Here is a 286-nt window from a genome sequence, read left to right on the forward strand (position 1 = left end):
TGGCCGACCTGGGCGAGTCCCCGGCCTACGGCCCCTTCGAGTTCGCGGCCGCCGACGGCCGCAGCGTGCCCGGGACGGCCACGCTGGTGCTGCGGGCGCCGAACCCGGACGCCTCCCTGGTCCGGCTGCGCGACGGCGAGTCCCGGACGCTCAACGTGCGGCTGGCGTTCGGCGAGGACGTCCCGGCGGGCGTCGTGTCCCTACAGTTCGGCGGGAGCAGCCAGCCCCTCGGCGGGAGCGGCGTCGGAGTGCCGGCCACCAGCTCGTCGGTCGACGTCAGCGTGGC

General features: G+C 76.9%; 1 protein-coding gene. It reads left to right on the plus strand.

Going from position 1 to position 286, the window contains the following annotated elements; genetic code table 11:
- Positions 1-286, plus strand: a 286-nt coding sequence (locus ABD308_RS33040) for a hypothetical protein (RefSeq protein ID WP_344343266.1), incomplete at both ends; no start/stop codon positions are given.

It is taken from the genome of Kitasatospora putterlickiae, from assembly GCF_039527695.1.
GTDB classification, from domain to species: Bacteria; Actinomycetota; Actinomycetes; order Streptomycetales; family Streptomycetaceae; genus Kitasatospora; species Kitasatospora putterlickiae.